Origin of the sequence: Vibrio sp. 14N.309.X.WAT.E.F5 (genome assembly GCF_030397615.1) — a bacterium.
GTDB lineage: Bacteria > Pseudomonadota > Gammaproteobacteria > Enterobacterales > Vibrionaceae > Vibrio > Vibrio lentus.
This window is the reverse complement of sequence record NZ_JAPNXR010000030.1, coordinates 1-24486: the sequence shown is the minus strand read 5'-3', so window position 1 is coordinate 24486 and position 24486 is coordinate 1. Positions and strand designations below refer to the sequence as shown.

Annotated in this window: 24 protein-coding genes; 8 read left to right on the top strand and 16 right to left on the bottom strand. The window is 44.9% G+C overall.

Annotated elements, in window-relative coordinates; genetic code table 11:
* Nucleotides 1-36: 36 nt before the first annotated feature.
* On the bottom strand, nucleotides 37-1011 hold the full coding sequence (locus OW495_RS22125; protein ID WP_102514519.1) for a nucleoside hydrolase: 975 nt from the start codon (nucleotides 1009-1011) through the stop codon (nucleotides 37-39).
* A 204-nt stretch (nucleotides 1012-1215) separates the two neighbouring features.
* Between OW495_RS22125 and rlmA the strand changes: the two genes are divergently transcribed.
* From rlmA to OW495_RS22100, 5 genes are all read left to right on the top strand, one after another.
* On the top strand, nucleotides 1216-2031 hold the full coding sequence (rlmA, locus tag OW495_RS22120; RefSeq protein WP_102326402.1) for a 23S rRNA (guanine(745)-N(1))-methyltransferase: 816 nt from the start codon (nucleotides 1216-1218) through the stop codon (nucleotides 2029-2031).
* Between the two features lie 75 nt (nucleotides 2032-2106).
* Nucleotides 2107-3066, top strand: a complete 960-nt coding sequence (locus tag OW495_RS22115) for a ChaN family lipoprotein (protein WP_102514518.1) — start codon at nucleotides 2107-2109, stop codon at nucleotides 3064-3066.
* Between the two features lie 269 nt (nucleotides 3067-3335).
* On the top strand, nucleotides 3336-3689 hold the full coding sequence (locus tag OW495_RS22110; RefSeq protein ID WP_029225934.1) for a hypothetical protein: 354 nt from the start codon (nucleotides 3336-3338) through the stop codon (nucleotides 3687-3689).
* A gap of 167 nt (nucleotides 3690-3856) precedes the next feature.
* On the top strand, nucleotides 3857-5743 hold the full coding sequence (locus tag OW495_RS22105; protein ID WP_017111140.1) for a BCCT family transporter: 1887 nt from the start codon (nucleotides 3857-3859) through the stop codon (nucleotides 5741-5743).
* A 193-nt stretch (nucleotides 5744-5936) separates the two neighbouring features.
* Complete coding sequence (locus OW495_RS22100) at nucleotides 5937-7514, top strand: alkaline phosphatase (RefSeq protein ID WP_102514517.1); 1578 nt, start codon at nucleotides 5937-5939, stop codon at nucleotides 7512-7514.
* A 160-nt stretch (nucleotides 7515-7674) separates the two neighbouring features.
* Here OW495_RS22100 and OW495_RS22095 read toward each other — a convergent pair whose 3' ends face one another.
* Entirely contained in the window at nucleotides 7675-8112 is a 438-nt protein-coding gene (locus OW495_RS22095) for a YcgN family cysteine cluster protein (protein ID WP_017067609.1), read from the bottom strand.
* 159 nt (nucleotides 8113-8271) lie between these two features.
* On the opposite strand from OW495_RS22095, the gene OW495_RS22090 reads away from it, so the two are divergent.
* Nucleotides 8272-8520, top strand: coding sequence for a YkgJ family cysteine cluster protein (locus tag OW495_RS22090; RefSeq protein ID WP_017106172.1), 249 nt, complete (start codon nucleotides 8272-8274; stop codon nucleotides 8518-8520).
* Nucleotides 8521-8613: 93 nt separating this feature from the next.
* On the top strand, nucleotides 8614-9303 hold the full coding sequence (aqpZ, locus tag OW495_RS22085) for an aquaporin Z (RefSeq protein WP_017106171.1): 690 nt from the start codon (nucleotides 8614-8616) through the stop codon (nucleotides 9301-9303).
* 56 nt (nucleotides 9304-9359) lie between these two features.
* Here the strand turns inward: aqpZ and recR are convergent, their stop codons facing one another.
* The 7 genes from recR to OW495_RS22050 all read right to left on the bottom strand — a co-directional run bounded on the left by recR (nucleotide 9360) and on the right by OW495_RS22050 (nucleotide 15388).
* Nucleotides 9360-9959, bottom strand: a complete 600-nt coding sequence (gene recR, locus OW495_RS22080) for a recombination mediator RecR (RefSeq protein WP_017111149.1) — start codon at nucleotides 9957-9959, stop codon at nucleotides 9360-9362.
* 81 nt (nucleotides 9960-10040) lie between these two features.
* Entirely contained in the window at nucleotides 10041-10370 is a 330-nt protein-coding gene (locus tag OW495_RS22075; protein ID WP_009848672.1) for a YbaB/EbfC family nucleoid-associated protein, read from the bottom strand.
* Nucleotides 10371-10555: 185 nt separating this feature from the next.
* Nucleotides 10556-12826, bottom strand: coding sequence for a DNA polymerase III subunit gamma/tau (dnaX, locus tag OW495_RS22070; protein ID WP_289888394.1), 2271 nt, complete (start codon nucleotides 12824-12826; stop codon nucleotides 10556-10558).
* A 17-nt stretch (nucleotides 12827-12843) separates the two neighbouring features.
* Nucleotides 12844-13389, bottom strand: coding sequence for an adenine phosphoribosyltransferase (apt, locus tag OW495_RS22065; RefSeq protein WP_102514515.1), 546 nt, complete (start codon nucleotides 13387-13389; stop codon nucleotides 12844-12846).
* Between the two features lie 163 nt (nucleotides 13390-13552).
* Nucleotides 13553-13924: a YbaN family protein gene (locus OW495_RS22060; protein WP_029225617.1), complete on the bottom strand. Its 372-nt coding sequence runs from the start codon at nucleotides 13922-13924 to the stop codon at nucleotides 13553-13555.
* 74 nt (nucleotides 13925-13998) lie between these two features.
* On the bottom strand, nucleotides 13999-14136 hold the full coding sequence (locus OW495_RS22055) for a hypothetical protein (RefSeq protein ID WP_017106167.1): 138 nt from the start codon (nucleotides 14134-14136) through the stop codon (nucleotides 13999-14001).
* 148 nt (nucleotides 14137-14284) lie between these two features.
* Nucleotides 14285-15388 carry a response regulator gene (locus tag OW495_RS22050; RefSeq protein WP_102311162.1) on the bottom strand — a complete coding sequence of 368 codons (1104 nt, stop codon included), beginning with the start codon at nucleotides 15386-15388 and terminating at the stop codon, nucleotides 14285-14287.
* Between the two features lie 228 nt (nucleotides 15389-15616).
* On the opposite strand from OW495_RS22050, the gene OW495_RS22045 reads away from it, so the two are divergent.
* The gene (locus OW495_RS22045) at nucleotides 15617-16492 is read left to right on the top strand and encodes a LysR family transcriptional regulator (RefSeq protein ID WP_102514514.1); all 876 of its coding nucleotides are present in this window, start codon (nucleotides 15617-15619) and stop codon (nucleotides 16490-16492) included.
* Between the two features lie 78 nt (nucleotides 16493-16570).
* Here OW495_RS22045 and purF read toward each other — a convergent pair whose 3' ends face one another.
* The 7 genes from purF to OW495_RS22010 form a co-directional block, all read right to left on the bottom strand.
* Nucleotides 16571-18085: an amidophosphoribosyltransferase gene (gene purF / locus OW495_RS22040; protein ID WP_017106165.1), complete on the bottom strand. Its 1515-nt coding sequence runs from the start codon at nucleotides 18083-18085 to the stop codon at nucleotides 16571-16573.
* 33 nt (nucleotides 18086-18118) lie between these two features.
* Nucleotides 18119-18610, bottom strand: coding sequence for a CvpA family protein (locus OW495_RS22035; RefSeq protein WP_009848678.1), 492 nt, complete (start codon nucleotides 18608-18610; stop codon nucleotides 18119-18121).
* Between the two features lie 61 nt (nucleotides 18611-18671).
* The gene (locus tag OW495_RS22030; protein ID WP_017106164.1) at nucleotides 18672-19238 is read right to left on the bottom strand and encodes an SPOR domain-containing protein; all 567 of its coding nucleotides are present in this window, start codon (nucleotides 19236-19238) and stop codon (nucleotides 18672-18674) included.
* On the bottom strand, nucleotides 19239-20501 hold the full coding sequence (gene folC / locus OW495_RS22025; protein ID WP_102514513.1) for a bifunctional tetrahydrofolate synthase/dihydrofolate synthase: 1263 nt from the start codon (nucleotides 20499-20501) through the stop codon (nucleotides 19239-19241). It lies immediately after the preceding gene.
* 42 nt (nucleotides 20502-20543) lie between these two features.
* Nucleotides 20544-21470, bottom strand: coding sequence for an acetyl-CoA carboxylase, carboxyltransferase subunit beta (gene accD, locus OW495_RS22020; protein ID WP_017106162.1), 927 nt, complete (start codon nucleotides 21468-21470; stop codon nucleotides 20544-20546).
* A gap of 176 nt (nucleotides 21471-21646) precedes the next feature.
* Nucleotides 21647-22441 (bottom strand): tRNA pseudouridine(38-40) synthase TruA, encoded by a 795-nt coding sequence (gene truA, locus OW495_RS22015; protein WP_017072545.1) that lies wholly within the window; start codon nucleotides 22439-22441, stop codon nucleotides 21647-21649.
* 145 nt (nucleotides 22442-22586) lie between these two features.
* The coding region (locus tag OW495_RS22010) for a FimV/HubP family polar landmark protein (RefSeq protein WP_289888386.1) at nucleotides 22587-24486 on the bottom strand (1900 nt) is incomplete at its 5' end.

Sequence of the window (24486 nt, the reverse complement as noted above, 5' to 3'; positions counted from 1 at the left end):
TACAGCTATTTTTTACAACACTACGATGACTATCAATTAGCTTTGCTGCTGTGAATAGTGAACTAAAGTTTCTCTATAGAGTGACAATAGAGCATTGTTGTCCACTTGAACGCCGACCTTTTGTGCAGGGAATGCACTCCACTCATCATTCATATATTTACGTTGATCAACTTTCTGAATTGTCATTCCTTCTGCGGGGCCATCAGTCACTACTCTGACCGAGCCACTACGACAGGTAAATAGAGATGGTTGGATAACATAAGCAATGGCTGAAGGATCGTGAACATGACAACCTTCCATTCCTACCTTTTCAGAATAGAACTTTAAGTAGTAACGACTAACATCCCAGATAAACTGCCCTACCTCTCCAGCATCATCTCGTAAATCATCAAGGTATTGACCAGTAAAGAAGCTCTCCTCAGTGACATCTAGCCCGATAATTACCACTGGCCATGATGCCGTAAACACCTTATCCGCAGCGTGAGGATCATCATGGATATTCGCTTCAGCAAATGGCGTCACGTTACCTCTATGGTCATTTTCACCGAACGCGCCCCCCATAATGACCACTTCTTTTACTAAGTCGACAATTTCAGGATCCGCTTCCAGAGCGAGCGCGAGGTTAGTAAGAGGGCCAACCGCCACAAGAGTGATCTCTCCCGGTTCCGCTCGAACACTGTCGATAATGAACTGGTAAGCCGGCTTATCAATCGCTGTAACATCTAATGAACTTGGCGCTTTCACATCCCCAAATCCAGCCTCGCCATGCACCACAACCGTGGCTCCAACGGGATCTCTTATTAACGGCTTATCCGTTCCCTTAGCCACAAGCGCCTTCATTCCAAACTTCTGCTTCAGATAAAGAGCATTTTGAGTTCCGTTGTCAATCGTCGCATTACCATAAACAGTGGTGATGCCCACCAGCTCAATATCCGGATGTGCTTCCGCAAATAGGATGGCCATTGCATCATCGATGCCCGGATCTGTATCTAGGATGATTTTCTTTGTCATATCAGCTTCTAATTAAACAGTAGGAAAGCGTTGACGATACCCAGAAAAAACGCAGATAAACGTGACCTAAACCTAAGCTCTGATTTTTATTGTAATAAGCCATAAGCCCACTATTCTAGAAGCGGATATTCTCGCCTTTTTATTTAGCCTGATGCAGACCTTTTTGATAGAATCTTCGCCCAACTCTATGCCTCTGAGATCGTCATGACTTACCAATGCCCTTTGTGTCACCAACCTTTATCTCAAAACGATCGTACGTTTAAGTGTGAAAAGAACCATCAGTTCGACCTAGCGAAAGAAGGCTATGTCAATTTGATGCCAGCGCACCACAAACGCTCAAAAGATCCAGGTGACAACAAAGAGATGATGCAGGCACGTCGCCGCTTCCTTGAAGGCAACCATTACGATCCAATGCGCCAAGCGGTGGTGACATTATGTTCTCGCTATCTACCAGAAGAGGCGCCTAGCCTATTAGATATTGGTTGTGGCGAAGGTTACTACACCAACGAAATTGCGGTAAATCTTCAAGAAAAGAACGGCGCTACTTTTGGCCTAGACATTTCTAAGATTGCTATCAAATACGCGGCTAAACGCTACCCTGCGGTCGATTTCTCTGTTGCTTCGAGTCATCGCCTACCCTTTGCTGAAAATAGCTTAGACGGCATTCTGCGCATTTATGCACCATGTAAGGCTGAAGAGTTACAGCGCACAATCAAAGACAATGGCGTCGTGATCACCGTGACACCAGCCAGTCGACACCTGTATCAACTACGTGATGCTATTTATGATGGCGTTCGTTTGCACGATGAAGACCCAGAAGTGATCGAAGGTTTTACTCTTGAACACCAAGAGCAACTAAACTATATGATGGAACTATCTGGGTCGGATGCATTTGACCTGCTACAGATGACGCCGTTTGCTTGGAAAGCGAGTGAAGAGTTTAAACAACAACTCATCGATACCGAGCTATTCAACTGTGAAGCTGACTTTATGCTGCGAGTGTACCGCAAACAACTTTAATTGATATTGATTATCGTTTGCATTGAAATCTCATCTTGCCTCCTTTAGTATGCGTGTTCTTCAAGGAGGCATTTCATGCAACGTATTATTCTTATCGGATTAGCTACCCTGCTTACAGCTTGTGCTAATCAACCTTCAAACAGCACTTCTCAAAAAGTAGCTAACACGCAGACGCAAGTCGTTTCCACATTCTATGACTACCAGTTTGCTTCTCCACAAGGCAAAACGCTTTCTCTTGAGGCTCTCCCTCAACAGTTGATTGATGCTGATGTGGTTCTTATTGGCGAATGGCACACTCACTCGGCAATCCATCGCTTTCAAACCGACTTCTTAAAAGCGCGCCGCAATGCCACATCAAACATCGCGCTTTCAATGGAACAATTCACTCGAGAACATCAAGACACATTAAACCAATATCTAAATGATGAGATTGGCGAACAAGTTCTTATGTCTCAAGCGGCTGCTTGGCCAAACTACGAAAGTGATTACCGCGCGTTAGTTGAGTTCGCTAAAACCAACGACGTCGATATCATTGCGGCCAACGCACCAAAGCCGTTTGTACAGTGTATTGGCCGTAAGGGATTATCCTATCTAGATCAGCTATCTTCAGAGCAACGAAACTGGGTTGCATCCGAAGTCGATACTGGCAATAGCCCTTACAAAGAAAAGTTCATGGCTTCAATGCATCACGGCACACCAGAGCAAACAGAAAAACAGTTTGCTGCTCAGGTAACGTGGGACGAAACTATGGCTGAATCGATTGTGGATTACCTAGCATCGAACCCTGAACAACAGGTGATCCATGTAGCGGGTAAATTCCACACCGAAGGTGGTTTAGGTACTGCAGCATCAATTCTACGTCGTAACCCTGATTTGAAAATTGCCATCATCAGCCCAGTTGAAGAAATCTCATCGGATAGCAGTGACTATCAGCTTGAAGTGCTTTCGCCACCGGCTCGCTTTGTTAAAAAAGAGAACCGAATGAAGGCATACAAGCACCTATCTAAGCGCGGATCCGAGCTCAAGTGCGATTAAACTCGCTCTCCAGACTTAAGCTTTATTTAAGTTGAAGTCTGGTAAGCGAGAAGTCTGGTAAGCGAGAAACCTAGTACGCTAAAGGTTTCTTCAATCGCGACCTGAGATAAATATTGTTATCGGCATAGGAATTGCTTAATTACCAAGCAGTTTGACTAAGCAGACGAAAATGTAATGTGCGAATAAAAAATCATCAGCACGGTGATTAATTGCACAAGTTTTTCACACCTCTGCCGATACTATATTTAAGGATAGGTAAGGAGAGCGATATGACGCCAGTAGGAACGAGTAACACTCAGCTGTATTCACCTTCGCAAATGAACGCACAAGCTAAAAGCATTGAAGCTGAAAAGCCTGCACCTCTTAAGGTTGAGCAAAATACCGTTAAGCTTTCCGATGAAGGCAAAGCCCTATTATCTGCCCTTAAAGAAATCGATAAAGAAGCGAAGAGAGTTGCAGCAGAGAATGAAACCGTAACGGATAAGGTTGAGTCATTTGCTCATGGCGCGCTTGGTATGGATCACCCAGATAAGATTGAAGAAGAGGAAGATAACTCTTATTCAGCAGGGCAATACTTATCCGCAGCGGCAACGGTTGGTGGCATTCTTCTCGCTCTGATTTAACTTTATCTACCTTTACTGTATTCCTTTCTCTGCACCAAGTGCATTGTCCCTATTGCACTGAGCCTCTTCATTGCAAAAACGATTTGTCGTCACGACAACAGACCCGATTTGTCCTAAAAAACGAGTTCACGACATAATTCCGCTCTCATTTTAATGGAATAATACTCGTGAAAAACTCTTTTGCGCTTATTGATAAGCCAACCTTTTTTGGTGCGATAGCACTCCTACTCACGATCGTCTTCCCGCTGATTATGTTCCCGACGCAAGGAGCAGACTGGATTGCGGTAGCTAAAACATTTATGACAGACCAACTTGGTTTCTTGTACCTAGCGCTTGGACTCGCAGCTTGTGCCTTCATGGTTTACGTTGTGTTCAGTGACATGGGACAAATTAAACTGGGTGAAGCTGATGAAGAACCTGAGTTCAAAACCGCATCATGGGCAGCAATGCTTTTCTGTGGTGGTATCGGGGCAAGTATCTTGTACTGGGGTTGTATTGAGTGGGCTTACTACTATCAATCACCACCTTTCCAACTAGAACCTGGCAGTGAAGAAGCCGTTCGTTGGGCTGCGACCTATGGTTTATTCCACTGGGGTCCAATTGCTTGGTCTATTTACCTAATCCCTGCAATTCCTATTGCCTACTTTTTCTATGTACGTAAACAGCCTGTACTAAAAATTTCTAGCGCATTAATGCCTGTACTAGGTGAACACCATAGCCGCGGTGTTGCCGGTAAAGTAGTAGATATCCTATTTATCTTCGGCCTATTAGGTGGTGCTGCGACAACGTTAGGTTTAGCTGCTCCTCTTATTACTGAAGGTCTTAACCACCTATTCGGCTTGCCAAAAAATAACCTAACTCAAGTTATGGTGCTTCTGGTTTGTACTGCGATATTCGCGTACTCATCGTATGCGGGTTTGGAAAAAGGCATCAAGATCCTCAGTAACATTAACTTCTGGGGTGCGATGGGATTATTGGTATTCGTCCTAATCGCTGGTCCAACGATTTTCATGCTTGAAACAGGCTTAGACTCGATTGGTCGCCTATTGTCTAACTTCTTCGTGATGGCAACATGGGCTGAACCATTCGGCGGCTACGGCACGTTCGAAAACACACATTTCCCACAAGATTGGACCATTTTCTACTGGGCGTGGTGGCTAGTTTTCGCACCAAGTATGGGCCTGTTTGTTGCGCGTATCTCTCGCGGCAGAACCATTAAACAGATGGTGTCAGGCTCTATCTTCTTTGGTTCATTAGGCTGTTTCTTATTCTTCATGATCTTAGGTAACTACGGTTTATCCCTGCAGTTATCTGGTGAACTCGATGTTGTCGCAATCCTAAACGAAGAAGGCGCAACCAAAGCGATTTTTTCAATGCTGGCACAACTGCCAATGAGCACGTTAGTGATCGCAGTATTTACACTGCTGTGTATTATTTTCACTGCGACAACCTTTGACTCGATTTCTTACATTCTGGCTTCTGTGGTTCAGAATAACGTGACCGAAGAGCCAATGCGTTGGAACCGTATGTTCTGGGCATTTACCCTATCATTCCTACCGACGATTCTAATGTTCCTTGGTGGTTTAAGTACGCTTCAAACAGCTGCGATTGTTGGTGGTTTACCGCTACTGGCTATCTCTGTGATGTTGATGATCTCAGCCGTTCGTGCAACGAGCCTCGATTTACGTCACCAAGAGAGTTACATCGAGCCAACGATTAACATCGAAGAGCTGCCAGACATGGACCCATGGTCGGCAGAAGGTATGGCACTGGCACAGTTCGAGAAAGAGAAAGATGCAGCACAAGATGCCGCAGAACTTGAACGTGAAGCTTACAAAGCCCTTGCCGACGTGAAGAAAGAAATCCGCGCTTATGTTCTTGAACAAGGTGCGCAAATGGAAACACATGAACTTCCTGAAAACCTACAACAAGCACTTGAGCAGGCTGAAAACAGCCTAAGTACAGCTCAAGCGAAAAAAGTTGAGTTATCAGAGCAAGCTCAGAAAGCTCGAGTCGCGTTCAATCAGGTGGTTGCTGAACTGCCACTTGCTTGACATTAGCCATGACACAGTCCATTTATTTGGACTCTCCTAAATACGACAAAGGCTCACAGAAATGTGAGCCTTTTTTTATGCTTTTCTAAAAACTTGAGTTATTGCTCAATTTCATATTGATGAAACAAATATGAAACGACTTTGACACAAATCGGTGTTCTAATCATCCCGCTTATATAAAAAGGGATAACTAATGAAGCACTTTATGAAACCAATTGTTACCGCAGTGGTAACCTCTACACTCTCATTCAACGTACTTTCAGCAGAAATCAAAAATGTCATTCTGATGATTGGCGATGGTATGGGACCTCAGCAAGTTGGTTTATTGGAAACCTACGCAAACCAAGCGCCAAACTCCATCTATAAAGGGAAAAAAACGGCCCTTTATCAACTTGCTCAAGAAGGGGTTATTGGTTCATCCCTTACACATCCGGAAGACGCAATCGTAGTGGATTCAGCTTGCTCTGCGACCATGCTTGCAACGGGTATTTACAGCGGTTCAGAAGTAATCGGTATCGATTCCCAGGGTAACCATGTTGAGACAGTACTTGAGAAAGCGAAAAAAGCAGGCAAAGCGACTGGCTTAGTTTCCGACACGCGCTTAACTCACGCGACTCCAGCTTCTTTTGCCGCTCACCAACCTCACCGATCTTTAGAGAATCAAATCGCATCCGATATGCTTGCAACTGGCGCTGATGTGATGCTATCTGGAGGGCTACGTCATTGGATTCCTAAATCGACCAACGACAAAGGTGAAACCTATAAGCAGCTTGAGCAACTGACTCAAGGTGATGTTTACCTAAAATCAAAGCGTAAAGACAACCGTAACCTTCTTACTGAAGCAGAGAAAGACGGCTACCAATTAGCGTTTAACCGCAACATGCTAGACGACGCTAAAGGCGAAAAGTTACTTGGTCTGTTTGCCTACTCAGGCATGGACGATGGCATCGCTTATAGCAATAAGAAAAAGAGTGGCGAACGAACTCAGCCAAGCTTGAAAGAGATGACACAAAAAGCGCTCAACATCCTATCCAAAGATGAAGATGGCTTTTTCCTAATGGTCGAAGGTGGCCAAATAGACTGGGCAGGCCACAGTAACGATGCAGGTACGATGCTGCATGAATTGCTTAAGTTCGATGAAGCAATCCAAACTGTGTATGAATGGGCGAAAGATCGTGAAGACACGCTTGTGATTGTGACCGCAGACCACGAAACAGGTTCTTTTGGGTTCAGCTACTCTTCTAATGAGCTTCCAAAACCACAGAAACGTTCTGGCGAAGCCTTCGCTGATCGCGACTATGCACCCAACTTTAACTTTGGCGCATTCGATATTCTTGATGGTTTATACAATCAGAAGCAAAGCTACTACGGCATGATCAGTGAATTTCAGAAGCTGGATAAAGCGCAGCAAACACCTGAAAAGCTCGCTGAAATCGTTAACAAAAGTAGTGAGTTCCCTATCACAGCGGAACAAGCGAAAAACGTGTTAGCGAGTAAGCCGAATCCATACCGATTGGCTCAACACAAATATTTATCGGCAGAAGAAGTGCCTGCTATCAACGATTTCGATGCATTCTTCCCTTATAACGACCGTGGCAACTTGCTTGCCCGCGAACAAGCAACAGGTCAAAACATCGTTTGGGGTACAGGTACACATACTCACACACCAGTAAACGTGTTTGCTTGGGGCCCTGCCGAGAAGATATTGCCAGTTTCGAAAATCATGCACCACTCAGAACTGGGTGAGTACATTAAACAACAAGTAAACTAGCCTGAATCTTTTTTGCTCGTTTCACTTAACGCCCTTCGGGGCGTTTTTTGTTTTAATTTTTAAGGCTCTAAATATTTAAGCCTTTAAGTTAAGTAAGTTTTAAATTTAGGCGACGCCAAATAGCAAAACAGCCGCTAAAGAGCGGCTGTTTGTAGAATAGCTAGCGATTCGGGTGATTCAAGATGTGGTCTTCCCAATCGACAACATCGATTTCGTATACCACTTTGTTACGAACGCTTTCACCAGCAGCATGCATCTCTGATTTAGAACCCGTGATCAATGGGTGCCACTCTGGAATCGGCTTAGATTCCGATAGAAGGCGGTAAGCACAAGTATCTGGTAGCCAGTGGAATTCATGAATCTTGTCACGAGTCAGCTTCAAACACTCTTCACCTGAAGTAAAGCGGTTCGGGTAGTCTTTACACGAACATGTTTTGTCGTTTAACCAGCTGCACGCCACGTTGGTGTAGTAAACTTCATCGCTATCTTCATCCATTAGTTTATGTAGGCAACACTTACCACAACCGTCACACAGTGATTCCCACTCGTTCTCGGTCATTTGCTCTAGTGTCTTTTCTTGCCAAAATGGATTCGTCATAGGATTACTTCTTACTCTTTTACTGGGGTGCGTGTTATACCGCTAGCCCATAAAAAGTTCAAGGATAATAATTGTTCATTCTTTGATTCAATCAACAGCTGTCACTCTCATCATTTTTTGCTACTATCGCGCACCCTGTTATTTAGTGAGTTTAATTTGATGGAATGTCGCCTAGGTTGTGGAGCATGCTGTGTTGCTCCAAGTATTACATCTGCTATTCCTGGAATGCCAAATGGCAAGCCTGCTGGCGTGCGTTGCATTCAATTAAATGAGCAAAACCTCTGTAAGCTATTTGGTCAGTCTTCACGCCCCAAGGTGTGTCACCAATTTAAAGCTTGTCCTGTCATCTGTGGAAAAACAGATCAAGAAGCACTTGATAACCTTATTGAGCTCGAAGCAATAACCTAAGAATACTTTTCTTTTTATATATGCCCAAGATTTCACAACTTTGATAAATTTAAACTATCTTATTGATACTGGTAAAGATTAATAAGGATAGTTATGAATAAGTATATCGCAGAAATGTTCGGTACATTTTGGTTGGTGTTAGGTGGTTGTGGTAGTGCAGTCTTGGCCGCCGCTTTCCCCGATGTGGGAATTGGTCTACTCGGAGTTTCCCTCGCCTTTGGTTTAACCGTACTCACCATGGCCTTTGCTATTGGGCATATATCAGGTTGTCACCTCAACCCTGCTGTCACCATCGGTCTATGGAGTGGTGGTCGCTTTGATGGCAAAGATGTTGCGCCTTATATTATCGCCCAAGTGATAGGCGGTATTATCGCGGGTGGCGTGCTATTTGTCATAGCTTCCGGCCAAGCAGGTTTTGACGTTGTCTCATCAGGCTTTGCTTCAAATGGTTATGGTGAACATTCTCCTGGTGGTTATTCACTTACCGCAGCACTCGTGTGTGAAGTGGTCATGACCATGGTGTTCCTGTTCGTGATCATGGGCGCAACCGATTCAAAAGCACCGGCTGGATTTGCACCTATTGCTATCGGTCTTTGTTTAACCCTAATTCACCTTATCAGTATCCCTGTAACCAATACCTCAGTGAACCCCGCTCGAAGTACTGGCGTAGCTGTGTTTGTCGGTGATTGGGCTGTGTCGCAATTATGGCTATTCTGGGTTGCACCGATTATTGGCGCCGTGATTGGCGCGATGATTTACAAAGCAGTACGTGGCAAGGATTAAGCATTAAATAGATAAGAGTTTAGAACAAATAAAAAGCCGCTCAATGAGCGGCTTTTTTAGATCTTATGACGACCGAGTAAGGAGTGCGAAAGCGTGGTGCCATCCACCAGCTCTAGCTCACCACCAACGGGAACACCATGGGCGATACGACTTGCGTTCACTTCATGCGCATTACATAGCTCAGCAATGTAATGCGCTGTTGCTTCCCCTTCAACTGTCGGGTTGGTCGCTAGAATTACTTCAGTGATATCACCACGACGTAAACGGTAATCCAAAACATCGAGACCGATATCACTTGGACCGATACCATCAAGTGGTGAAAGATGCCCCATAAGCACAAAGTAACGACCTGAATATTGGCCAGTTGCTTCAATGGCTGCAATGTCTGCAGGGCTCTCAACTACACAGATTTGACCGTTATCCTGACGTTTAGGATTGGTACAAATGTGGCAAGTATCTTCTTCAGTAAAAGTACGGCACTCATTACAATGACCAATTTCAGTCATTGCTTGGCTAAGAGCTTCAGCCAACTGTAGGCCGCCTTTTCTATCGCGCTGTAACAAATGAAAGGCCATACGCTGCGCCGACTTGGGGCCAACCCCAGGTAGACAACGTAAGGCCTCCATCAAATGCTCCAGCATATGACTGGTACGCATATTTAACCGTTCTAACTTTTAAAGTAACGGCCTATTCAAAATAGGCCGTTGATAGAGACAAGTCTCTTATAAATAAGTCGCTTAGAAAGGCATTTTCATACCTGGTGGAAGTTGCATCCCACCAGTTACGCCAGCCATTTTCTCTTTTTGAGTCTCTTCAACACGACGAGCTGCATCGTTGAAAGCGGCTGCGATAAGATCTTCAAGCATCTCTTTATCGTCTTCCATTAGGCTTTCATCGATATCAACGCGACGAACACTGTGACTACCAGTAATCGTAACTTTTACAAGGCCAGCACCTGACTCACCTGTAACTTCCATATTTGCGATTTCTTCTTGAAGCTTTTGCATGCGCTCTTGCATTTGCTGGGCTTGCTTCATCATGTTGCCCATACCGCCTTTACCAAACATGTTATTACTCTCTGGTCTAATTGGTTTATATAAAATCATTTAAGCTACTAAGGGCTTAAATGGGGGTTAAAGCTTTGTGATTCAACCCCACGAGTTCAGTTCTCTGATTTGCGTTCCAAGGATGATATGCCCATCACTAAATGAAAGATCTCTCTATCCTGATAGAACGTTGCATTGGAGGAACGTTATATTGGACGAACGCTATCTCTATCAAGCTCGGCAGCAAAACGTCTTTCGATAAACTGTACGTTGGCATCGTTCTCCAAACTGGAAAACGCGTCTTTCAACTTGCTTTGATACAGCCTTTCTCTTAATTCTAGTGGCGTTTCCCCACCATCGCCGATTTCCACACTCAAATGACACTCTTCTCCGAGCACAGCATTGAGCGACTGTAATAGCTCGCTTTGTGCACGGTCGGTATTCAAGTGAGCTTGGCTCGCTCTCAACGTTAAGGCAATCGAAGTGCCATTTTTATCAAACACGGAGTTCAACGCTAACTGTTCAACAAGCTTCGCGGTCTCTAGCTTTTGAATCGTGGCGGACCAGTCATCTTGAGCAATAGATTCTTTGAGCAATTTCTCGACCATTTCTGGTGTCTTAATATGCTCAAGCGCGCGCTTGATCTGAGTAGGTGTAAGCTCTTTGCTGACTTCTTTTACTACAGGTTTAGACGGTTTCCAACGATAAGGTTCATTATCATTGGTAACATTTTCTGTCGAAGAGGTCTTTAAAGAAGCTTGCGACACCCGCTCAGAACCACCGTGTTGCTGAGCAACTCGGTCAAGAACTGAAGTTTTAGCTGGTGTCGCTTTAGCCTTTTTTGGCGTTGAGCCTTTGCTTTCTGGAGCTGCACTGCCTCTGCGTTGAGAACGCAGTTGGTGGCGTAAACCACTTACTGGCGATGAAGAGCGTGCTGGTTGCTCTTGTTGCGTCGGTCCAGTGCTAGCCTGTTGAGGCTGGCTCTGATTCGTCGCTTGATTCTGCTGTGGTGGCATTTGCTGAGTCGCAGGACTCATCGCTTGCTCTGCACCGTAGCTAGGACGTTCGTCATAAGCAGGTGGCGCATCATACTGACTGTGTGGGTAATCCTGTTCTGGATAACCTTGGTTGCCTGAATGATCAGCGTAACCTTGCGAATCTGAATATTGCGCCGGGTTCTGTTGTTGCTGTTGCACAGGCTGCTGAACAGGAGCTTGTTGAGGCGCTTGTTGCTGCACTTGAGGCTGTGAAACCACAGGAGCCTGAACTGGCTGTCTCGGAGCTGCCATTGGCGCAGGTGGGCTCACAGGCTGAGCTACACTTTGAGTTGGAGCTTGACCTGCTTGCGCTGGGCGAGTCGACTCAGTCGAGATAGCCGTCGCACTAACTTGCTCTGCCGGTCTGAATGCCAACAAACGCAGAACCACCATCTCAATGCCAACACGAGCGGTTGGTGATAATGGAAGGTCTTGACGCCCTTTCAACACAATCTGATAGTACAGCTGGATATCTTGTGGGCTCAACGCTTTGCTAAGCAGTTCTAGACGTTCAGCATCAGGCTGCGCTTTATCTAAGGTTGATGGCAGCGCTTGGTACATGGCCAGACGATGCAACTGGGTCGCAAGTTGACTCAACAACCCATCCCATTCCACGCCATTCTCGGCAAGACCTTGAATGCAAGCCATTGCCACTTGTGGCTGCTTACTGCTGATAGCTTCAAGTAGATGAATCGCTTGATCAGTGTCCAGAGTACCGAGCATATGAGCCACAGTGTCTGTCTCAACATTACCGTTACCCAACGCAATAGCTTGATCCGTTAGGCTCAGTGCGTCACGCATACTGCCGTCAGCTGCATGGGCAATCATACCAAGTGCACGAGACTCCGAGGTCACACTTTCTTGTTCAAGAATATGATCGAGCTGCTCGTGGATATTATCGACGCTAATCGGCTTGAGATGAAACTGAAGACAACGCGAGAGAATCGTAACCGGAAGCTTTTGTGGATCAGTCGTTGCGAGCAAGAACTTCACATACTCAGGCGGCTCTTCTAAGGTTTTTAGAAGCGCGTTGAAACTGTGCCTAGACAGCATGTGTACTTCATCGATCAGGTAAACCTTGAAGCGACCACGTGCAGGCTTGTACTGGACGTTGTCCAGAAGCTCGCGGGTATCTTCAACCTTAGTTCGAGATGCAGCATCGATTTCGAGAAGATCAACAAAACGACCTTCATCGATCTCTTTACAGGTTGCACACTCACCACAAGGTGTTGAGGTAATGCCTGTTTCACAGTTTAGGCCCTTAGCGAATAAGCGGCCGATGGTCGTTTTACCGACACCTCGAGTCCCGCTGAACAGGTAAGCATGGTGCAACCTGTTCTGGCTAAGTGCATTCTCTAATGCTGTTAAAACATGGGCTTGACCAACCACTTCTTTGAATTTGGTTGGTCGCCATTTTCGCGCTAACGCAAGATAGCTCATGAATAATTCCGAAAGGATTAGTGACCGTCGAATTCGCAGATGCTAAACACTTCAAGATCTAAACCTTGTAAGCGTTTTTCACCACCGATTTCTGGAAGGTTAATAACGAATGCAGCGTGCTCTGCCACACCGCCAAGTTGGCGGATCAACTTAGTTGTTGCTTCAATCGTACCGCCAGTTGCTAACAAGTCATCAACCATAAGGACTTTGTCGCCTTCAACAATTGCATCCGTATGGATTTCTAACGTATCCGTGCCGTACTCAAGCTCATAAGATTGTGCCACAACTTCACGAGGCAGCTTGCCTGGCTTACGAACAGGAACAAAGCCAACACCTAGCTCTAAAGCTAAAGGTGCACCAAACAAGAAACCACGAGCTTCAGTGCCCACGATCTTAGTAAAGCCCATGTCCTTATAAGTTTCCGCTAACAGTTCGATCGTCGCTTTGTACGCGGCTGGATCTTCCATCAAGCTTGTCACGTCACGGAATAAGATACCCGCTTTTGGGTAATCAGGAATGGTTTTGATGCTTGCTTTGATCAGAGCGATTTTTTCTGTGTTCATAATCTTATGCACTTCATTAGGCCGCTTTCCAAACTCTCATTAACGAGTCGAACACGTTAATGCACTGGATTAAGGAAAGGTACGATTGGTATTCATTGCAACGAGAGTCATAACTCTGATTGCTGAAATAATAAACGCCCGCTATTGAAGCAGGCACACTGGCTTAATGGTAGTGATTTTCTTTGCTGTCAGCAACCAACTCATGGGTTGGAAGTCGCATAAACCATGTGAGAAGAATAACAAGTACACAAATTAGGAAGGCCTTGACCCAAATGATCGGGGCAAAGTAGATCGATAACGCAAAACTCAACAAGATAAAGAATACGCCACGCGTTTTAACTTGTTTGGTCACAGCACCATGTTGATACCAATTGTTCAGTAGCGGGCCGAGTGTTTTATGCTCATGCATCCATTTGTGAACTTTAGGATTACTTCGCATAAAGCATGCGCTAGCAAGAAGGAGGAAAGGTGTTGTGGGCAGAACAGGTAAAACAATACCTAAAACCGCGAGGAATATACAAAGGCCACCAGCAATATTCAGGCTTAGAACTCGAACGCTAATTGTGGCCTCCTTGAGTTAGCTATCATAGGTTGACTAAAATAACTTAACTAGAATGTTGCGTAGCCATTGAATACACGAATCAACGTTAGTGTTGCTGGTAGCAATGGAATCATTAAAAATGCGGCTAAAAAACCGAGAAAATAGAATACATTAAACGGGTCTTTAAAGTCTTTGTTATCTGCCATGATTGCTTCTTATTTTTGTTAGTAAAGGTAAGTATCTGGCGAACCAAACCCTCTTTGCTAAATCGACATTTAACAAAAAAGGCATAGCCACACCATTTGCGCAACTATACCTTAATCAATTATTCACAAAAACCGAGGAAAAATAGGGTTAATCGGTTGACCCTTGGTGGATATCTAAGCTGAAACTCGCAGAACCCAGTAGGCTTAATGTCAGCTGACAGCCCTGTTGAATGGGCAAGTCACGAGTAATGAAGTTCTTCTTACAATTTTCTCCCAAACGTTCACCAGCAGCAATGTGTTGATTCAACTCACCATTTGACCACTGCCCGTCTAAGCCCGCAGGCAAAATAGAAATAGTACCTTCAGCGAGATCAGCGACACCGAACAAAGCGTTAACCGGTGTTGCACATTTGGAGCATTGAATGCCTTTCTCTAGAATCTCAGCAATATCTTTGAGATCAACGTTAAAATCTTTTCTATTGCGTATGTAATCGTGGAATAGCGCTCTTACCAACAGGGTACTGGCTGAGCTGCCATTATCGGAAGAAGACGAGTCGACGAGGTAAAAAGCAAACTGTCCGTTCATCATCCACGCGTAATCAAAAACAAGCGGCATCATTTCTGTCGACTGTAACAATCGATAGCTACAACGCCATGAGCCTTGTCGTGTGTCTTTCTCTGGAAGCAGCGCGTGCAATAAGTCTCTTGCAGCACTCGGGTTCTCTTGCAGGTAGTTTAGATGCCAATGCAACTCTTGGTCTTCTGGGATCTCTCCCCCATCATCGACACAAAACCATTGGCTTGAAAAATCTCGTTGGTCTGAAATGTTATCGAACGAATCTGTCAATGTATTCGCAATTGCACTTCCTAAGTGACCGTGATCCTCTAGAGGTTTCGCTAAAAAGTCTTTGATACCAAAACGCAGTGCTTTTGCGACATCAGACATATCATCGGTGCCAGACACAACGATCATAGGCAATGACGGGTACTCCAAGCTGAGCTCTTCTACCAGCTCTATGCCGTCCAGAATCGGCATTGATAAGTCACACACAATTAAATCTGGCGCTGAGTCTCTAAGCTTTTGCAGAGCGTCCAGTCCATTTTCAGCCTCAACCACTTTATAACCAATCTTGTCTAAATAGGCGCTGGTTATACGGCGAAAAATAGGATCATCATCAACCAACATAACGCATTTCTGGTTGGGAACTTCCTGAGCCGAGGTCATTACTGGCTGACTGTGAGTTTTGTACATAATCTCTAACCTCACAAAACTAAGTCGAATTATTATTGTTATCTGTTCTAAGAACTAATATAAAACTTAGTAATAAAATGCTAAATACACAAATGTGCACTCTTTACTGGTAATTCGTGACAAGGGTTGGAATACTGGTAAATAGTGCAACGAGTTGACTTAACGCAAACATTGATCTCAATATTACGTATAAATTAGATGAGATTGTAAACAAATGTGTCTGGATTTATGAAATTAGATGATTTAAACCTCTTTCGACTCGTCGTTGAAAATGGGAGCTACACCGCAACATCGCGCAAGACTATGATTCCGGTTGCGACCATTACACGACGCATCCAAGCCTTAGAAGATTCTTTGAACCTAAGGCTTCTCAATAGACACGCGCGTAAACTCTCTTTAACAGAGGCTGGCGAACGTTTTTTCAATGAATGCTCACCGTTACTACAACGTCTATCTTCTACTGCAGAAGAACTTACTGACGTGTGTAAGGGTGCTTCAGGGAAGATTCGCATTACCGCTCCCTCTAACCTGACCAAGCGCATGATGATGCCGATGTTCAGCGAATTCATGACTCAATACCCTGATATCAATATTGAGTTAATGATGAATAACCAAGCTGATCAGCTCGACCCAACAGAGTGGGATGTCATTTTCAGAGTTGGCCCGCAGCGTGATTCAAGCTTAATCGCCAGAAAGATCAGTGAAGTCAAAGACATTCTGATCGCGAGCCCTGACTATTTAGCGAAGAACCCAGCTCCAAGCCACGCTGAAGAACTGGCGAATCATTCTTTACTCAAAGGTTACCCGCTGATTAAGTGGCAACTGAGTAATTCGAATGACGAGACAGTTATTAATAGCGAGAAAGGTCGTTTCAATGCGAATGCGCTTAATGTCGTGAGACAAGCCTGTTCAGAGGGCCTAGGTATCACCCTAATGCCTGATGTCATGATCCGTGAATACATTGAAGATGGCAGCTTAGTGCAAGTCCTAGAAGACTGGAGTGCTAACCCTCGTGATATTTACATGCTTTATAACCACAAAGACCACCTGCCAGAGAAGGTTAGATTGTTTATCGATTTTGTGATCGCATACCACATTCACTAAGATTCAATCCCCTTCCCCGCAAACAAAAAAACCAGAGCCGATGCTCTGGTTTTTTATTACTCATGTTTTATGAGTACGCTAAGCGCCTTCGTTATGTAACTCTAGGTTCGCGAGATCTTGTTGAATCTCACGCTCAACCTTTGAATCGTCATTACGTAAAGAATCTAGGAAATCTAGGTACGCTTGGTCGATATCGCCTGTTACATACTCGCCGTTGAATACTGAAGTATCAAAACGAGAGATGTCTTGATTGCCCATACCTACAGCAGAGATTAAGTCTGGTAGCGTTTGGAAGATCAAAGCGTCTGCGCCAATCTGCTTACAAATCGTTTCGTTATCACGGCCATGAGCAATGAGTTCCGTCGCGCTTGGCATATCGATGCCGTAAACATTCGGGAAACGAACCTCAGGAGCAGCAGAAACCATGAACACTTTGCTTGCACCAGAGTCACGAGCCATCTCAATGATCTGCTCTGATGTTGTACCACGAACAATCGAGTCATCAACCAATAGAACGTTCTTACCTTTAAACTCAGAACGAATCGCGTTGAGTTTACGGCGAACCGACTTCTTACGTTGCTGCTGACCAGGCATGATAAACGTGCGGCCAACGTAACGGTTTTTCACGAAACCTTGACGATATGGCTTATCAATCGCTTGAGCAATGCGTAGCGCAATATCATTTGATGTTTCAGGAATTGGAATAACCACGTCAATGTCTAGGTCTGCGTACTCTTCTTTAATACGCTTACCTAACATCTCACCCATCTCAACGCGTGCGCTGTAAACCGAAATTTTATCGATGAATGAATCAGGACGAGCAAAGTAAACAAACTCAAAAATACATGGGTTTAGTTGTGGGTTGTCTGCGCATTGTTTAGTGAAAAGCTCACCATCGAATGTTGCGTAGATAGCTTCACCAGGAGCAACGTCGCGCATAAAATCAAAACCAACAGCGTCTAACGCTACTGATTCAGACGCAACCATGTACTCTGTTTTACCGTTAATTTCACGCTTACCAAGACACAGTGGACGAATACCATGTGGGTCACGGAATGCGATCATGCCGTGGCCGATGATCATCGCTGTCACTGCGTAAGCACCACGAATAGTACGGTGCACGTTTGCAACGGCGCGGAATACATCTTCTGAAGTCACATTACCTTTAACCGTATCGATCTCATGAGCTAATACGTTGAGTAGAACTTCAGAGTCAGACGTTGTGTTGACATGACGGCGGTCTTTTTCGAACAACTTCTCACGAACTTCACTTGCATTCGTTAGGTTACCGTTGTGCGCCAACGTGATGCCAAAAGGAGAGTTTACGTAGAAAGGTTGCGCTTCAGAAGCACTCGAACTTCCCGCTGTAGGATAACGAACATGACCAATACCAACGTTACCTTGGAGGCGCTGCATGTGTTTTGCTTCAAAAACATCTTTAACTAAACCGTTCGCCTTACGCAGACGGAAACGATTGCTTTCTATGGTACAAATACCAGCGGCATCTTGGCCACGATGCTGCAATACCGTTAAAGCGTCATAAATAGACTGGTTTACAGGTGTTGAACCCACGATTCCAACAATACCACACATGTCCTAATCCTCGATTTTCGACATTAACTGGCGCTAGAGCGCGCCAGATAAGAAACTAGATGTTGCTTGTAAATGCTCAAAGAACGGCGCAATGATTCGGCTAAACTCCGGAACCAACTGCGAATTCTTCCACCACTCAGAACTTGGGAATGCAGTAAACGCATCCATGAAAAACAACACTGCTGAGACAATCAGAACACCACGTAAACCGCCAAAAACGACACCGAGGATTCTGTCTGTACCCGACAGACCTGTTTTCTGAACTAGTTGACCGATGACATAGTTAACTAAGGCACCAACAACTAACGTTGCAACAAACAATGCTGCTATCGCAGTTCCGTTACGAAACATCTCATCTTCGATATTGGTGAAGTACATTGCTAATTTAGCGTAGTACTGGCTAGCAATAAAAAATGCTCCAAACCAAATAACTAATGACAACGCTTCTTTAGCGAAACCACGAACTAAACTGATCACGGCAGAGAAGCCGATCACGCCTAAAATGACAAAATCTAACCAATTCATGAATTCTTCATCTTAAGTTGGCGCGCATTTTAACAGAAAAAATGCTGACGCAAACGTTTTCTTATGGATTTAACGGTTTAAATTTGAGCAATTGGCCTTTTGAACCCGTAATTTTTTCTAATTCCTTAATTTGTCGCTCAAGTTTGGATTTAGAGACATCGGGACCAATAATTACTCGCGTAAAAGTTTTTTCTTGCTTCGTGTGGGCTTGGTAACCGCGCTTTTGTAAATCCTTAACCATGCTTTTTGCATTGTCAGCATTCTTCAAAGCCATCAATTGAATGAGCCAAGCACTGTCTTGGTATTCATTTTTTTCAGGTACCGGTTTAACCACCACTTTCACTTTATCCGCTTCTTTATTATTTGAAGCCGACGCAGTTTGGGTTTCTGAATCACCACTTTCAATCACTTGCTCAACCGGAGAGTCCGGTAATGCAATCTGATCTTCCACAGGATCGAGAACCTCAAACACCTCTACATTACTATCAAGCTCAGGCTTAATCGGAATGCTTGCAAACTCCTCTTTATAGTGGAGCTTCTTACCATCAAGTACATCTGGCAATACGATAACGCCAATCGCCACTAAAATGATGGTGCCGACTAATCGGCTTTGGAATTTACTTGCCATTTAATTTCCTTTTTTCTGCCAATGCTCCAAGACTTCACCAACAGTATGGAAAGAACCAACCACCAACACAACATCATCACCCTTAACAGAAGCTAAAGCTGCTTCAAACGCCGTTACAGGGTTTGTATGCTGCTCTACGCCTTCAGGTAAGCTTTCACATAACTCGGCAGCGGTTGCCGCACGAGGGCCTTGCAGTGAAGCTGGGTACCAATAAGTTGCAACTGGTGCTAATACTTCCAATGTCGCGGGAATATCTTTGTCATGAAGCATGGCGACTACAACGTGTAAATTTTTTCCTGCATACTTTTGAGTAACTTGTTGTGCAAAATACTCAGCAGAATGTGGGTTGTGCGCCACATCTAACACAATCACGGGTTGGTCGCTAATTTGTTGCATACGCCCTGGAAGCTGCGCGTTGTTCAAGCCGTTAACGACGTTCACATCGCTAATGCTAAGATCTGAAGTCCCTAGCGCCATTAATGCGGTTGCCGCGTTCGGTAGCGGTAAGCTAGGAATAGGTAATGCGTCCAGTCGAAATGCTCCGCTGTTCCAATTCCAGCTATCGCCATTCACTTCGTAGGTATATTGAATGCCCACTTGGTAAAACTCAGCCTTAATGTCATCGGCATGTGCAGCAACCGTTGCTGGCGGCTTAGGTTGACCACAGATAGCTGGCTTACCACTGCGATAGATACCCGCTTTCTCAAAACCAATCACATTAATGTCATCACCTAGCCAATCAACGTGGTCGACAGCCAAACTGGTGATCACAGACACATCATGCTCAACAATGTTCGTCGCGTCTAAACGCCCGCCTAGGCCCACTTCTAACAACACAACATCAACCGCTTCGGTTTGAAACGCACGTAACGCCGCTAAAGTACCGTATTCGAAGAAGCTCAGGCTGATTTCACCACGCTCTTTCTCAATGAAGTCGAAAGATTGAACCATCTTTTCATCAGACAGATCTTGGCCGTTAATACGAACGCGTTCGTTATAGCGAATTAAGTGAGGAGAACTGTAGACACCAACGGAGTAACCAGCGTCCAATAGGATTGCTTCCATTAGGGCACATGTTGAGCCTTTGCCATTGGTTCCGGCAACGGTAATCACGTGTTTAGCAGGTTTGGTGAGGTTTGCCTTAGAGGCGACGGCCTGAACTCGGTCTAACCCAAGGTCAATAGCGCTTGTGTGGATGTTTGATAAATAATCAAGCCACATCTCCAAAGAGGATGTGGCTTGAGGAATAGGTTGTTGACTCATCTAACTCATAACCATGATTAAGTAGGTTTGTTAGAAGGTACTTTACCCTTTTTCTGGCGCTTCTGGTACTTCATAAGTAGCTTCATTCGGTGAATCGTTCACAGAAACTACTAATGGTGAAGGCTGGTTGGTCATTTTAGCAACAAGGCTTGCAACGCGCTGACGCATCTCACGACGGTCAACAATCATGTCGATAGCACCGTGGTCAAGTAGGAACTCACTACGTTGGAAACCTTCAGGAAGGTCTTCACGTACTGTTTGTTCGATTACACGACGTCCAGCGAAACCGATCAGTGCTTTTGGCTCACCGATGTTGATATCGCCAAGCATTGCCAAACTTGCAGAAACACCACCCATTGTTGGATCAGTCATGACTGAAACAAACGGTAGGCCTTTCGCAGATAAACGCTCTAGCGCTGCACTGGTTTTTGCCATTTGCATTAGAGACATAAGCGCCTCTTGCATACGTGCACCACCACTTGCAGAGAAACACACTAAACCGCAGTTGTTTTCAATAGCTGCGTCTACTGCTTTCACAAAACGAGCACCAACAACAGAACCCATTGAACCGCCCATGAATGAGAATTCAAAAGCACACGCTACGATAGGTAAACCAAGCAGTTCGCCTTTCATTGCAACTAATGCATCTGTCTCACCACTGTTTTTCTGAGCAGTAGAGATACGTTCTTTGTAACGCTTAGAATCTTTAAACTTCAGTTTGTCTTGTGGCTCAAGATCAGCACCTAGTTCAACACGCTCACCTTTGTCTAGGAATGTATCCAGACGACGACGAGCTTTCATGCGCATGTGATGATCACATTTTGGACATACTTCTAGGTTACGCTCAAGTTCAGCATGGTAGAGAACCTGCTCACAAGAAGTACATTTAGTCCAAACACCCTCAGGGATAGACGCTTTACGAGATGTAACGATGTTGCTTTTTTCTAAAATCTTTTCAAGCCAACTCATGGAAGACCTTTTTGTTTCGATTCCTCCGCTTGATTGCGAAAGAAATAAATTTGGGAATTATGCGTGGGAATTAAAGCACATAAAACAGCGACTGTAGATAAAAAACTGGTTGTACCTATTTTCTCACGCTATTTTACGCACGAAACCGTAATAATTTTTGAACCTAAGTCTCACATTTAGTTCAAATTATCCGGTAAAAATAGAGGACCAATTGGCTCTCGTGGTAGCTCAAAATGTTTAGGATAATCAACATCAACCAGATACAAACCTTCCGCTTTTGCGGTCGCGCCTGCTACTTTTCGATCTTTAGCCTCTAAAAGCCACTGGATCCATTCTGGTTTCTGCTCACCTTTACCTACCGCAATTAAGCTGCCAGTAATATTCCTCACCATGTGGTGAACAAACGCATTCGCTTTAATATCAATCACGATGTAGTGTCCGTGACGAGTCACATTTAAGTGAATCATATTTCGCCATGGGCTACGAGATTGACAATGTGTCGCTCTGAATGAAGTGAAGTCGTTCTCGCCTAACAAGTACTGACCCGCTTCATGCATTTTTTTCTCATCAAGGTGACCATGATAGTGGCTCACTCCTGAATTAAGAATGCCTGGGCGCAGTGCATGGTTAAAGATAATGTAGCGGTAACGACGAGCAGTAGCAGAAAAGCGAGCATGAAAATCTTCATTCACTTCTGTCGCCCAACGAACAGCGATATCTTTCGGCATGTTTGCATTAGCGCCCATAGTCCATGCCACCATTTTACGATCGACATTAGTTTCAAAGTGAACGACTTGTCCCGTACCGTGAACACCGGCATCCGTTCGGCCTGCGCACATAACTTCTACAGGGTGATTCGCGACAACAGAAAGAGCCTTTTCCAATTCTTCTTGGACACTTTTCACGTCTCGTTGGCGCTGCCAACCAAAGTAGTGGGTACCGTTATATTCAATACCTAAAGCAATTTTCATGTTCTTGTTCTCTTTGAAAATGGGCGAGAAGTATATACGGAAATCAGTTCTACCCCAAATCGGATGGGGCCAAATCTTCAATATTAAAAGAAAGGTCTACAAAAAATAAAGGGTAGCCAATGCTACCCTTTACGTATCGTTTAATTTATCGGCCGTTAATCGTATCGATAAGGTTCTTAGCCTCGCGGCGAATATCATCACTGCCGTCGACTATCGCTTCCTCTAAGAGCTTTATCGCTCCTTGTGAGTCACTCATCTCGATATAGATTTTAGCTAAATCAAGCTTGCCTGCGGCTTCTGCATTGCTGTCGACATCATAATTACCAATGTCACCGATTACATCTGGGAACTCGTTAAGGCCAACATCCAGCTTCAGCTCTTCGTCATCTGGATTAATCGCGTCTTCGCCCTCTTGTTCCACTTGAGCCATCAGTTCATCAATCGTCATGTATTGCTTATCACGACTGCTACCCGGTTCAGTTAGGTTGTCTTGCTGAGCCCAATTCTCTTCTTTAATTTTAGGTTCAGCTTGTTGCTCAGCTGACGCCCAAATCTCTTGTTGATCATCAGGCACATCATTGTGCATGCTCGATTGCTGCTCTGGTGCTAAGTTAAAACCTTTCCAATCTTCACCACCAACTTCAAGCATCGCATCAATATCAAGCCCTGCACTATCAATCGACGTTGCATCCAATGGTTTATCGAACATGTTGTCGACAGAGTCTTGAACATCTTCTGAAAGCAACTCAGCCAGCGCGGTTTCATCAAAATCATCAAAGCCTTCTAGAGGCTCGTCTTGCACCGCTGTCGGTGCTGAGTTTGATTCTGCAGGCGCTAATTCTGAAGCCGAACCCGGTAACTCATCTGATTGTCCGAAAGCCGCCAGTTCAGGCTCTTTTGCATCTGATAAATCGGATACGTCCGAGAAAGCGTCTGTATCCGAGAAATCATCAGCATGACTGAAGCTTTGCGGGTTTGAGAACAAGTCATACAGCGCGTCTTGCTCTTCACCTTGCGGGCTGAAAGACGTTAATGGTGTTGGCTTCTCAGCAAACGCATCAGAGATAGCTTCATCTTCACCGTATTCTGGCAGATCAAGCACATCCAGCTCTACGCCTTGGACTTCCGCTATCGGTTCTGCACTGCTTTGTTCAATATCGTCTAAAACTGAGTCCGCTTTGGCACTCTCTTCATCGTATTCTGGCAGGTCAAGATCATCGAATTCGAACTTCTCAGTACCATCAGATAGGTCTTGCTCTAACTGAGCTTCATCAGGTTCACTAACCACTTCCGCTAACGCATCGTCTTCACCAAACTCTGGAAGTTCGAAATCGTCGAAAGAGAACTCTTCTGATTCCACTGTCGGCTCTTCAGCTTTAAGCTCAGGAGCAACAGCACTTGCTTCAGGGACTAACGGGCTGACTTCAGGCTCAAGGCTATCAGGAGCGTCTACAGACGTTGGTGTTGGCTCTAACGCAGCTTGTGTATCAGCCTCAGCTAATGCGTCTTCCTCGTCAAACTCAGGAAGCTCAAAGTCATCAAACGAAAATTCTTCTTCGTCTTTTTGTTCTACAACTTCCGCGACGTCAGCTTGTGGTGCAGCTTCAACTTGCGGCTCAGCGTCTAGTTGAGTTTCAACATCTAAAAGAGGCTCAACGGCAGGTGCTACTGGTTCTGGTGTTACTTCGGCATCGACTTCTGCCAAAGCGTCTTCTTCGTTAAACTCAGGAAGCTCAAAGTCATCAAAAGAGAATTCTTCTTCGCCTTCTTGCCCTACCTCTTCAACTTGTTCTGCCACTTCAGTTTGTGGTGCAGCTTCAACTTGCGGTTCAGCGTCTAATTGGGTTTCAGCATCTAACAGAGAATCAACAGCAGGAACCACAGGCTCTTCCGCTACTTCATCAGCTTGTGCCAATGTTTCTTGTTTAGCCGTGTCTTCTTCAATCAGCCAATCATCGTCTTCTGGCACACCGAATTCATTTGGAATGATTTCAGGCATATGCGCTGCACGAACTGGCTCTGGCTCTGGCTCTGGCTCTGGCTCT

Coding starts and splice junctions, on each gene's coding strand:
- OW495_RS22125 (WP_102514519.1), bottom strand. CDS start 1,011: ATGACAAAGAAAATCATCCTAGATACAGATCCGGGCATCGATGATGCA.
- OW495_RS22110 (WP_029225934.1), top strand. CDS start 3,336: ATGACGCCAGTAGGAACGAGTAACACTCAGCTGTATTCACCTTCGCAA.
- truA (WP_017072545.1), bottom strand. CDS start 22,441: ATGAAAATTGCTTTAGGTATTGAATATAACGGTACCCACTACTTTGGT.
- OW495_RS22095 (WP_017067609.1), bottom strand. CDS start 8,112: ATGACGAATCCATTTTGGCAAGAAAAGACACTAGAGCAAATGACCGAG.
- purF (WP_017106165.1), bottom strand. CDS start 18,085: ATGTGTGGTATTGTTGGAATCGTGGGTTCAACACCTGTAAACCAGTCT.
- OW495_RS22055 (WP_017106167.1), bottom strand. CDS start 14,136: ATGGCAGATAACAAAGACTTTAAAGACCCGTTTAATGTATTCTATTTT.
- aqpZ (WP_017106171.1), top strand. CDS start 8,614: ATGAATAAGTATATCGCAGAAATGTTCGGTACATTTTGGTTGGTGTTA.
- OW495_RS22045 (WP_102514514.1), top strand. CDS start 15,617: ATGAAATTAGATGATTTAAACCTCTTTCGACTCGTCGTTGAAAATGGG.
- OW495_RS22075 (WP_009848672.1), bottom strand. CDS start 10,370: ATGTTTGGTAAAGGCGGTATGGGCAACATGATGAAGCAAGCCCAGCAA.
- folC (WP_102514513.1), bottom strand. CDS start 20,501: ATGAGTCAACAACCTATTCCTCAAGCCACATCCTCTTTGGAGATGTGG.
- OW495_RS22035 (WP_009848678.1), bottom strand. CDS start 18,610: ATGAATTGGTTAGATTTTGTCATTTTAGGCGTGATCGGCTTCTCTGCC.
- OW495_RS22115 (WP_102514518.1), top strand. CDS start 2,107: ATGCAACGTATTATTCTTATCGGATTAGCTACCCTGCTTACAGCTTGT.
- OW495_RS22100 (WP_102514517.1), top strand. CDS start 5,937: ATGAAGCACTTTATGAAACCAATTGTTACCGCAGTGGTAACCTCTACA.
- dnaX (WP_289888394.1), bottom strand. CDS start 12,826: ATGAGCTATCTTGCGTTAGCGCGAAAATGGCGACCAACCAAATTCAAA.
- apt (WP_102514515.1), bottom strand. CDS start 13,389: ATGAACACAGAAAAAATCGCTCTGATCAAAGCAAGCATCAAAACCATT.
- rlmA (WP_102326402.1), top strand. CDS start 1,216: ATGACTTACCAATGCCCTTTGTGTCACCAACCTTTATCTCAAAACGAT.
- OW495_RS22090 (WP_017106172.1), top strand. CDS start 8,272: ATGGAATGTCGCCTAGGTTGTGGAGCATGCTGTGTTGCTCCAAGTATT.
- OW495_RS22050 (WP_102311162.1), bottom strand. CDS start 15,388: ATGTACAAAACTCACAGTCAGCCAGTAATGACCTCGGCTCAGGAAGTT.
- OW495_RS22030 (WP_017106164.1), bottom strand. CDS start 19,238: ATGGCAAGTAAATTCCAAAGCCGATTAGTCGGCACCATCATTTTAGTG.
- accD (WP_017106162.1), bottom strand. CDS start 21,470: ATGAGTTGGCTTGAAAAGATTTTAGAAAAAAGCAACATCGTTACATCT.
- recR (WP_017111149.1), bottom strand. CDS start 9,959: ATGCGTACCAGTCATATGCTGGAGCATTTGATGGAGGCCTTACGTTGT.